This window comes from Mesorhizobium sp. M0587, from assembly GCF_040320945.1.
Taxonomy (GTDB): Bacteria; Pseudomonadota; Alphaproteobacteria; order Rhizobiales; family Rhizobiaceae; genus Mesorhizobium.
On the sequence record NZ_JAMYQP010000057.1, the window covers coordinates 25,266 to 31,265 of the forward strand.

9 protein-coding genes and 1 pseudogene are annotated in these 6,000 nt (G+C 60.3%); 9 read left to right on the forward strand and 1 reads right to left on the reverse strand.

Annotated features, from left to right (window positions below; all coding sequences use genetic code 11):
* Positions 1-2 precede the first annotated feature (2 nt).
* Positions 3-719 (forward strand): SDR family NAD(P)-dependent oxidoreductase, encoded by a 717-nt coding sequence (locus NKI49_RS30660; protein WP_352607502.1) that lies wholly within the window; start codon positions 3-5, stop codon positions 717-719.
* Between the two features lie 104 nt (positions 720-823).
* Here the strand turns inward: NKI49_RS30660 and NKI49_RS30665 are convergent, their stop codons facing one another.
* Positions 824-1,120: a hypothetical protein gene (locus NKI49_RS30665; protein WP_352607487.1), complete on the reverse strand. Its 297-nt coding sequence runs from the start codon at positions 1,118-1,120 to the stop codon at positions 824-826.
* A gap of 278 nt (positions 1,121-1,398) precedes the next feature.
* On the opposite strand from NKI49_RS30665, the gene NKI49_RS30670 reads away from it, so the two are divergent.
* The 8 genes and pseudogenes from NKI49_RS30670 to NKI49_RS30705 all read left to right on the forward strand — a co-directional run bounded on the left by NKI49_RS30670 (position 1,399) and on the right by NKI49_RS30705 (position 5,953).
* Positions 1,399-1,623: an antitoxin MazE family protein gene (locus tag NKI49_RS30670; protein WP_352607489.1), complete on the forward strand. Its 225-nt coding sequence runs from the start codon at positions 1,399-1,401 to the stop codon at positions 1,621-1,623.
* A pseudogene (locus NKI49_RS30675) lies at positions 1,620-1,883 on the forward strand (type II toxin-antitoxin system PemK/MazF family toxin); the annotation flags it as partial. The gene NKI49_RS30670 and the pseudogene NKI49_RS30675, both read left to right, overlap by 4 nt.
* 308 nt (positions 1,884-2,191) lie before the next feature.
* Positions 2,192-3,427, forward strand: coding sequence for a tyrosine-type recombinase/integrase (locus NKI49_RS30680; RefSeq protein ID WP_352607491.1), 1,236 nt, complete (start codon positions 2,192-2,194; stop codon positions 3,425-3,427).
* The gene (locus NKI49_RS30685) at positions 3,420-4,013 is read left to right on the forward strand and encodes a hypothetical protein (RefSeq protein WP_352607493.1); all 594 of its coding nucleotides are present in this window, start codon (positions 3,420-3,422) and stop codon (positions 4,011-4,013) included. Before NKI49_RS30680 ends, NKI49_RS30685 begins: the two co-directional genes overlap by 8 nt.
* Positions 4,014-4,095: 82 nt before the next feature.
* Positions 4,096-4,293 carry a helix-turn-helix transcriptional regulator gene (locus tag NKI49_RS30690; protein ID WP_352607494.1) on the forward strand — a complete coding sequence of 66 codons (198 nt, stop codon included), beginning with the start codon at positions 4,096-4,098 and terminating at the stop codon, positions 4,291-4,293.
* Entirely contained in the window at positions 4,290-4,487 is a 198-nt protein-coding gene (locus NKI49_RS30695) for a hypothetical protein (protein ID WP_352607496.1), read from the forward strand. Before NKI49_RS30690 ends, NKI49_RS30695 begins: the two co-directional genes overlap by 4 nt.
* Before the next feature lie 308 nt (positions 4,488-4,795).
* Positions 4,796-5,233 (forward strand): hypothetical protein, encoded by a 438-nt coding sequence (locus NKI49_RS30700; RefSeq protein WP_352607498.1) that lies wholly within the window; start codon positions 4,796-4,798, stop codon positions 5,231-5,233.
* Between the two features lie 351 nt (positions 5,234-5,584).
* On the forward strand, positions 5,585-5,953 hold the full coding sequence (locus NKI49_RS30705) for a hypothetical protein (RefSeq protein WP_352607500.1): 369 nt from the start codon (positions 5,585-5,587) through the stop codon (positions 5,951-5,953).
* Positions 5,954-6,000 lie beyond the last annotated feature (47 nt).

Genomic DNA, 6,000 nt, shown 5'->3' on the forward strand with positions numbered 1-6,000 from the left:
CCATGTCTGCCAGCCTTTCGAGCATCCCCTCCGGTACGATCCTGCTTATCGGCGCGTCTCGCGGTCTTGGTCATGCGATGGCCGCCGAATTCCTGAAGAAAGGGTGGAACGTCGTCGGCACGATCCGGGGAGGCGGAAGCCGGACCAAGCTGCACGACCTCGCGGACGAGTTCGCAGGCCGGGTCGAAATCGAGACGGTGGACATCTGCGAGCCCGATCAGGTCGCGGCCTTGCGCGATCGTCTGTCGGGCAGGGTGTTCGACATGCTGTTCGTCAACGCCGGCGTGACAAACGACCCGGCTGAGACAATCGCGGACGTGACGACGGACGAGTTCGTAAGAGTGATGGTCACGAATTCGCTGAGCCCGATGCGTGTCATCGAGAGCCTGGAGCAATATGTCCCTGCGACGGGGCTGATCGGCGTGATGTCATCCGGGCAAGGCAGCATCGCCAACAATGAGACCGGCCAACGTGAGGTATACCGCGGCAGCAAAGCGGCTCTGAACATGTTCATGCGCAGCTTCGCGGCGCGCCATTCCGGGACGTCGCGTGCCATGATGACAATGGCGCCCGGCTGGGTCCGTACCGAGTTGGGGGGACCAAACGCACGGCTGACCATCGAGGAAAGCGTTCCGAGCCTGGTGAATGTTCTGCTTTCGAAGCAGGGCGCCCCGGGTCTGCAATATTTAGATTATCTCGGCCGTACCGTCCCCTGGTGAAGGCGTGACCGAGATGAAGCCGGTTTCGTCATGGGCTTTGGCTCCTTTCCTCCGCGCCCGAGGGGCTCCCATTGCGATCGCTGAAGCTGGAGGCAGCGCTTCGATCAATAGTCGTTGTCGTCCTGGATGACGACGTGGCGGTGCCGGTGGTGACGGCGTTCGATCGAGTCTGTGGTCACGACGACGCTGTCGCGACGATAATGATGCCGGCGACCCTGGTCATAGAATGCTACCTCGCCGTGGCGCCGATGATGGAGACGCTGACCGTATTCGTTGATGACGGCGGCGCGGTGATGGTAATGATGCCGGTGCGTGCGGATGAGGATATCGGCCTCGGCCGCCGAGGCCATCGTGGGGACCGCCATCAGAAGCGCCAGCGCGCCTATGACAATGGATTTCATCGTAGATTCTCCAATTGCTCAGGAATCCCTTCGGTCGATAAACCGCCTCCAGGCACTTTGGTTCCGGCAGGAGCCCGGAGCACCTCCAGCGGCATAGGGTTCACTCGGGGGCGAAACACGAGGCGAGGATCGTGCGGGAAGCCGTTCCCACTGGACAGAGGGTCTCAAGGAGGAAATGTCGCCAACCAGCTGGAAATGTCTGCCGCCGCCGATTACCTGGGCTAGCAAAACTTAGCGGTCCGTAGTAGGTTACATGTAACTTTAGTGGAGGGCTTGTCATGGCCTCGGCATCAAGCGCGAAGCCTTCGCGCATCAAGGTGCGGGAACATCGCGAGCGCCTGCGGAAGCAAGGTTTGCGCCCGATCCAGATTTGGGTGCCGGACGTGCGCTCCCCGGCCTTCCGTTCCGAAGCACACCGCCAGTCGGTCGCCATCGCCGCCAGTGCTCGCGCGCAGGAGGACCAGGTTTTCATCGACGCCGTGGCGGATTGGGGCGATGAGTGAAGCGCGGCGAAATCTGGACTGTCGCCGGCGGCAAGGATTATGCCGGGAAGCCGCGCCCGGTCGTCATCGTTCAGGACGATAGCTTCGACGCAACCGACTCGATCACCATCTGCGCATTCACCATGGATGAGACGGATGCACCGCTGTTCCGCTTGTCCGTCAAGCCCAACGAGCGCAACGGCCTTCGAATGGCATGCCGTTTGATGTTGGACAAGATCACCACTGTACCAAAGAGTAAGGTTCGCACGCGCGTCGGCAGGCTGGAAGACGAGGACATCCTGCGGCTCAACCAGGCCGTCTCGTGTTCCTCGGGCTGGCCGTCTCGCCGAGGCCCAGACAGGAGGCGTGACGCGTAGCCACGGCGGTGTCGAGCCTGAATTCGGCCACGCCCGGCGTGCAGATGGCGGAGGGAGTGTCCGTCTCCGCCTAATCCAAGGGGGTCCAAGAGGGTCTCACTTATCGGCTGAAACCCTTGCGTTCCAAGCATTCCAGTTCCAAGGTGTTCCGATAGGGTCTTGCCAAGTCCAGCGGCAAGTTGTACGTAGGGCTGTCCGCAGGGAGAGTTCGAATGCAAATCAACCGCCTTACCGCCGCCGGCGTCACCGCTCAAAAGAAACCCGGCCTCTATGCCGATGGGCTTGGCCTGTATCTCCAGGTTGCCAGCGGCGGCGCAAAGAGCTGGATCTTCCGCTATATGCTCGCCGGTCGGCCGCGCAAGATGGGCCTAGGTTCCGTTCATACCGTTTCGCTCAAGCTGGCGCGGGAGAAGGCGGCAGAGGCTCGGCTAAAGCTGCTCGACGCTGATGACCCAATAGAGAAGCGCAAGGCGGAGCGCATGGAGAAGCTGGCGGCTTCCGCAACCATGCTGACATTCAAGCAGGCGGCAGAGGCCTACATCAAGGCGCACCGCTCGGGATGGAGCAACATCAAGCACGCCGCCCAATGGACAGCCACCCTCGAAACCTATGTCTATCCTATGTTCGGCGAGCTTGCCGTTTCCCGCATTGATGTCGGACTGGTCATGAAAGCTCTGGAGCCGATATGGACGACCAAGCCCGAGACGGCAACGCGGGTGCGGGGACGTATCGAGAGCATTCTGGATTGGGCAACTGCCCGGGGGTATCGGCAGGGCGACAATCCCGCCCGGTGGCGCGGCCACCTCGACAAGCTGCTTCCAGCCCGCAGCAAGGTTGCCAAGGTGCAGCATCATGCAGCTTTGCCATATGGCGAGATTGGCCAGTTTGTTGCCACTGTGCGGGGGCTGGACGGCATCAGTCCCAAGGCGCTCGAATTTGCCATCCTCACAGCCACCAGAACGGGCGAGGCGGTTGGTGCGCGCTGGAGCGAGATCGACACGGAAAACGCGCTGTGGACCATCCCTGCTGACCGCATGAAAGCCAAGAAAGAACACCGCGTGCCGCTCTCCGATCGCGCGCTTGAAATCCTGGCCACGCTGCCACGGGAGAAGGGCGCCCAATATGTGTTCATCGGCGACAAGAAAGGCCAGCCGCTTTCCAACATGTCGCTGCTGATGACGCTCCGGCGCATGAAGCGTGACGATCTGACGACGCACGGCTTCCGCAGCACCTTCCGCGATTGGGCGGCAGAGCAGACGGCTTACCCTAACGAATTGCTGGAAATGGCCCTGGCACACACTGTCAGCGACAAGACCGAGGCGGCCTATCGCCGGGGTGACATGATGGAGAAGCGCCGCCGGCTGATGCAGGATTGGGCGGCATACTGCGCCACAACGAAACGGCCCGTTTCGAATGTCACGCCAATCAGGGCTGGCGCCAATGGCTGATCTGCTGAAACAGATGCAGGATCGTGTGGTTGACCTGGCCAACGACCTCATTGGCTTACAGGGACTGTGTGCACTCCCCAATCATAGAGATGAGTTGGACCGCGAAAAGGCGTCCGCTGCACTGAACGCGGTGATCAGCTTTCTGAGAGATATCGGGACCGAACCCTCGTGGCGGGAGCCTCTGCTCCAGCTGTCTGCGGCGCTGGATGACGCAAAATATGGGAGGGTAAACCCGATCACCAAACCTGTCGCGATGCAGCCGGGCACACCAAACAAACTGGTTATGGACCGAGCCGATGACGGCATGGCGGCCGCCGCCGTGGACATCTTACAGGCTCATTGCGGAAAAAGGGCCGACGACGCTCTGGCCACGGTTGCGAACGCCTTGGGTTACAAGAAAGAAACACTCCGCCAGATACGCAAGAACCTCAGGGCGCCCAAGACCAGCAAGGGCCGTTCCCCGAAGGCATCGAAAGAGGCTGTGGAAGCCTTTACCTACTGGAAGAAAGAGCTGGCTCGACGCGGGATGCCGGCTGCCGCTTTCGTCAATGCCATGCTTGAAACACGAGGTTTTAAGAAGGGGTAACCAACCTGATGAGTTACCCCGCCCATGCTGCTCTCTTACGAAGGCCAGAGCGTTCCCGCTGGCTCTTAATAAGGAGCAGATCATGGTTCAGACAATCCTCCGCCGCGACGAGGTAGAGCGCGCGACCGGACTCCCCCGGTCAACCATTTACGCAAAAATATCCGCCGGCCAATTTCCGAGGCCCATCCAACTTTCCGCCCGCGCCGTTGGCTGGCTGGAGAGCGATATCGCCGCCTGGCAGAAGTCCCGGATTGATGCCCGCGACGGAGTTGCAGCATGAGCAATTCCGGCATCGATCATGAATTGTCCGACAAGGCCGACGAGGCGGCAGTCTGGCTCACCGCTCACTGGTGGAAGGCAGAGCGCCCGTTGGTGCCATTTCTGCGCAAGCGGTTCGGGCTGACCCCTCATGAGGCTGTGGTGGCCATGCGCGAGAGCGCCAGGATGCGGGGGCTGACCAATGCAAAGCCCTGAAATGGAAACCGCCGCCCCGACTGACATCGGGTACGGCGGCAACAAAAAGTCCTCACCACGCAAGTCTAGCCTTTCCAACAGCACTCCGCAAGCGCGATGGGCCGCGGCCAATCCGCAAGCTGTCTGGGCTCACCAGGCACTCCGAAGCGCTCTCAACAGGGGCTTGGTCATTCAAGAGCCGTGCCGCGTCTGTGGCGCCCTGGAAGCCGAGGCGCATCATCCTGACTATGACAGGCCAATGGACGTGGATTGGCTCTGCCGGCTGCACCACCGCCGCGAGCACAAGCGGATGAAATGCGAGGCCACCAATGGGTAAGGCTTCCCGGCAGTTTCATAAGGTCGGGCCTACAGTGTGGCGTTCGAAGCGGTTCCTGGCCCTCACCAACGACCAGAGGTTGCTCTGGTTCTATTTCAGCACCGGCCCGCACCAGACAAGCGCGGGCTGCTGCATGGTGCCTCCAGCCTACGCTGTGGCCGATCTGGGATGGACCAGGGAACACTACGAAGCTTGCCTCGACGCCCTGTCTGCTGCTGACCTCATCAGCCATGACGAGGAAACGAACGAGATCTTTGTGCGCCGATGGTTCCAAACCTCGCCCCCAGCCAATGGCAAGCACGCCGCCGGCATCGCCAGCCATATCTGTAAGCTGGAAAGCGACATCGTGCGGGAAAAGGTCGAGGCCGAGTTTGTCGAAACCGATTGGGGGGCTCAATTTATGACCTCCCCGTCATCAGCCAATCGATAGGGTCTCGATACCGTATCGATAGGGTCTCGATATAAGAAGAAGCAGAAGCAGAAGCATAACAGATGCAGAACCAGACTTCAGAAGCAGATCCAGAACCAGAAGACAGACGTGGCTTTTGAGGGAAGGAAGGATGAAAGGGCCAAGAGGCAGATCTGCCTGACTGCACCCAGTGTTCTGAGTATGTTTTCTCCCCGCGATCCGCGGCGACAAACTCCAGGCCCGTCCATGCTGAACACCGCATCAGCGGAGGGTATTTCCGCCTGCACGCGTTGATTTCCAAGGTGTTTCACGTTTTGTTCTTGATCTACGTACAAATGGGCGTACATTGCTGACTGATTTGGAGACGTGAAATTGATGGCAGACGCTAGTGACATAGAGGTTGATTCCGTTCCGAAGGGTGGCGGAAAGGTTCGGCTTAGGACGCTGGACGATCTCGACCGCCGCACGACCGCTGCCCGCGTGGTGTTCGAGCTACGTGACACCCTGGCTGCTGATCTCGGTGGCAAGGCCAATCTGTCGAGCATGAAGCTGGAGCTTATCGACAACGTGGCCGTGCTTGGCGCCATGCTGAAGGACAGCGCCGCCAGCTACATCACAGGCGAAGAGATCGACATCACCGAGTTCATGGCCCTGACCAACGCACAACGCCGGCTGCTGGCCGATCTCGGTCTAGGGGCTGTTGAGAATCATCGAGAATTGATGACGGCAGCGCATGCGTAGATCATCGCGGAGAAGTTGCGATCGGTTTTCTCGCTGCGCATTGCGAT